The sequence below is a fragment of the Polynucleobacter sp. 35-46-11 genome (assembly GCF_002281105.1).
The window spans coordinates 1-2,767 of sequence record NZ_NCFJ01000343.1; the positions used below are offsets into that span (position 1 = coordinate 1).

Genomic DNA, 2,767 nt, shown 5'->3' on the forward strand with positions numbered 1-2,767 from the left:
AATTGATAGCTTTAGATGCGCCAAAGAAGTTTTTGCTGAAATGGGAATTTAGATCAGTGATCTAAAATTTTTGAGAGGAACTCTTTGGCTCTTGGCGATCTTGACTCAGGACTGCCAAAGAACTCATCCTTAGTGCAGTCTTCTATAATTCTTCCTTGGTCCATAAAGATGACACGGTGACTTACCTTGCGCGCGAAGCCCATCTCATGTGTTACGCAGCACATCGTCATCCCTTCATTAGCAAGCTTTATCATGACATCTAGCACCTCACCCACCATCTCTGGGTCTAAGGCAGAGGTTGGCTCATCAAATAACATCACGATCGGATCCATACTCAAGGCTCGCGCAATCGCTACACGTTGTTGCTGACCTCCAGACAACTGCCCAGGAAATTTATCCTTTTGCGCCGTTAGCCCAACACGCTCTAAATACTTGAGACCATGAGTCTTAGCTTCATCTACTGATCTACCTAAAACCTTCATTTGAGCAAGAGTCAGATTTTCAGTAACACTGAGGTGCGGGAAAAGCTCAAAGTGCTGAAATACCATACCCACGCGTGAGCGTAGTTTTGCTAAGTTTGTTTTAGGGTCATGCAGAGCAATTCCATCAACCGTAATTTCACCAGCCTGAAAAGGTTCAAGAGCGTTAATTGTTTTAATCAGAGTAGATTTACCAGAGCCAGAAGGCCCACAAATCACAACAACCTCGCCCTTTTTTATCGATGTCGAGCACTCAGTTAGCACCTGAAATGAGCCATACCATTTGGAAACATTTTTAAGCTGAATCATGATGATCTATTTAATTTGCACTGGGTGAAATTAGCGAATAATAACTACTCTAGCCTGGATCTTACGAACCACTTTAGAAAGCGAGAAACAAATTACAAAGTAAGTTACTGCAGCCAAGATATAGGTTTCAATTGGACGACCATAATTTTTGCCAGCAATCTCAAATCCTTTGAGCAGATCATATGCGCCAATTGCATAGACAAGCGAGGTGTCCTGAAATAAAACAATCGTCTGAGTCATGAATACTGGAATCATGTTCCTAAAAGCCTGGGGCAAGACTACCAGGCGCATGTTCTGACCATAGGTCATCCCCAATGCCTCGCCAGCATAGACTTGGCCTTTTGGCACCGACTGAATACCAGCCCGTACAATTTCTGAAAAAAAGGCTGCCTCAAATGCGATAAAGGTAATTGTGGCGGAAAGATCTGCACCAATCGGCCTGCCAATCAACATTGGGATCAGCAAGAAAAACCACAGGATGACCATCACCAAGGGTATAGATCGCATTGTATTTACGTAGAAAGTAGCGGGATATACTAAAGCAGGCTTGCCTGACAAGCGCATTAAGGCCAAGAACGTACCAAACAGAATTCCGCCTACTGTTGCAATAACAGTCAACTGAATACTGAATACCAAACCCTTAAGAATATAGTTGGTAAATAATTCCCAATTATAAAAACTCAGATCTAAGCTCAGCATATGAATAACCTAATTAAACTCTAGTGAGCCAAGCTTGCATCATTGGAAACGATAAAACCCGGAATACGACTACGCTTTTCAATCAAAGTCATCACTCGATTTACCGCAAATGCTGATAGGGCATACAACAAGGTGACTGCCAAATAAATTTCAACGCCCTTGGATGTTTCTTCCTGAGCTTGCATCGCAAATAGGGTCAACTCCGGCACAGAAACCGCAAAAGCAACTGAAGAATTTTTAATTAAATTCATACTCTCTGATGTCAACGGTGGAATTACAATCCGCAAAGCCATTGGCAAGATAACGTAACGATAACTTTGTGCAGTTGTTAAACCTAATGCAGTTGCAGCATTAGCCTGTCCACTTGGTAAAGACTGAATACCTGCCCTCACCTGCTCAGCTATGCGAGCTGATGTAAAGAATCCCAGTGCAATACTCACCAGCCAATAAGATGGCAAAGACTTTAAAGGTAAGACAAAGGCTGGGATGACGTGATACCAAAGAAAGACCTGAACTAAGATTGGTATATTTCTAAATAACTCAACCCAGGCAGTGGAAATACGAATAAGCCATCTATTAAGAGAGGTAGTAGTTGGCAAAGTACGTAGAGTACCCATAACCACCCCTAGAATTAAAGCAATCGTCAAGCCAAGACCTGCAACAGCCAAGGTCCAAGCCCAAGCTTTCATGAGCCAGTCTAAGTAGCTTGGGTCGCTGTTTTTAGCCAAACCGAAAAGGGCGGAAAAGCAGTGATCCACCACCTCCCCATCCAAGGTGTTCCTACAAAAAACACCTAAATCTAAAGACATATTCTTGACTCGTACCCAATGAATAGCTGTCGTTTACTTCTTGTTGTAATCTTCAGCAGGCTTGTCGTTGAGATTGGCCCAAGCATTTTTGGTGGCTGGGGACAATTCAAGACCCACAACAATATTCTTTGGTGGAATTGGACCTAGAAACCATTTATTCCACAGTTTAGGCATAGCGCCATTAGCAACAATCTTGGCAATTGCAGCATTCACGGCAGCTTTAAACTCCGGATCATTCTTAGGCACCATAATCGCAATAGGCTCAGTTGAGAGCACCTCACCCACAATCTTGTAATCCTTTGGATTTTTAGAGTTAGCAATGTTGCCAGCCAAAATTGAACCATCCATCACGAATGCATCAGCTCGTCCAGATTCCAAGAGTAGAAAGCTGTCAGCATGGTCTTTACCAAATACCTCATCAAAATTAACGCCATTGGCCTTTTCATGCTTTCGAAGCAGTTGTACTGAGGT

The 2,767-nt window shown here is 42.9% G+C and carries 4 protein-coding genes; all 4 read right to left on the bottom strand.

Annotated elements, in window-relative coordinates; translation table 11 throughout:
- Positions 1-53: 53 nt before the first annotated feature.
- The gene (locus B7Y67_RS14600; RefSeq protein WP_293599265.1) at positions 54-788 is read right to left on the bottom strand and encodes an amino acid ABC transporter ATP-binding protein; all 735 of its coding nucleotides are present in this window, start codon (positions 786-788) and stop codon (positions 54-56) included.
- Positions 789-818: 30 nt separating this feature from the next.
- Positions 819-1,487 carry an amino acid ABC transporter permease gene (locus B7Y67_RS14605; protein WP_293599266.1) on the bottom strand — a complete coding sequence of 223 codons (669 nt, stop codon included), beginning with the start codon at positions 1,485-1,487 and terminating at the stop codon, positions 819-821.
- Between the two features lie 20 nt (positions 1,488-1,507).
- Positions 1,508-2,296, bottom strand: a complete 789-nt coding sequence (locus tag B7Y67_RS14610) for an amino acid ABC transporter permease (protein WP_293599267.1) — start codon at positions 2,294-2,296, stop codon at positions 1,508-1,510.
- A 33-nt stretch (positions 2,297-2,329) separates the two neighbouring features.
- A partial coding sequence (locus tag B7Y67_RS14615) for a transporter substrate-binding domain-containing protein (RefSeq protein ID WP_293599268.1) occupies positions 2,330-2,767 on the bottom strand: 438 nt, incomplete at its 5' end.

What these genes read in the sequence shown, in the direction of transcription:
- B7Y67_RS14600 (WP_293599265.1), bottom strand. Translation starts at nt 788, where the DNA reads ATGATTCAGCTTAAAAATGTTTCCAAATGGTATGGCTCATTTCAGGTG.
- B7Y67_RS14605 (WP_293599266.1), bottom strand. Translation starts at nt 1,487, where the DNA reads ATGCTGAGCTTAGATCTGAGTTTTTATAATTGGGAATTATTTACCAAC.
- B7Y67_RS14610 (WP_293599267.1), bottom strand. Translation starts at nt 2,296, where the DNA reads ATGTCTTTAGATTTAGGTGTTTTTTGTAGGAACACCTTGGATGGGGAG.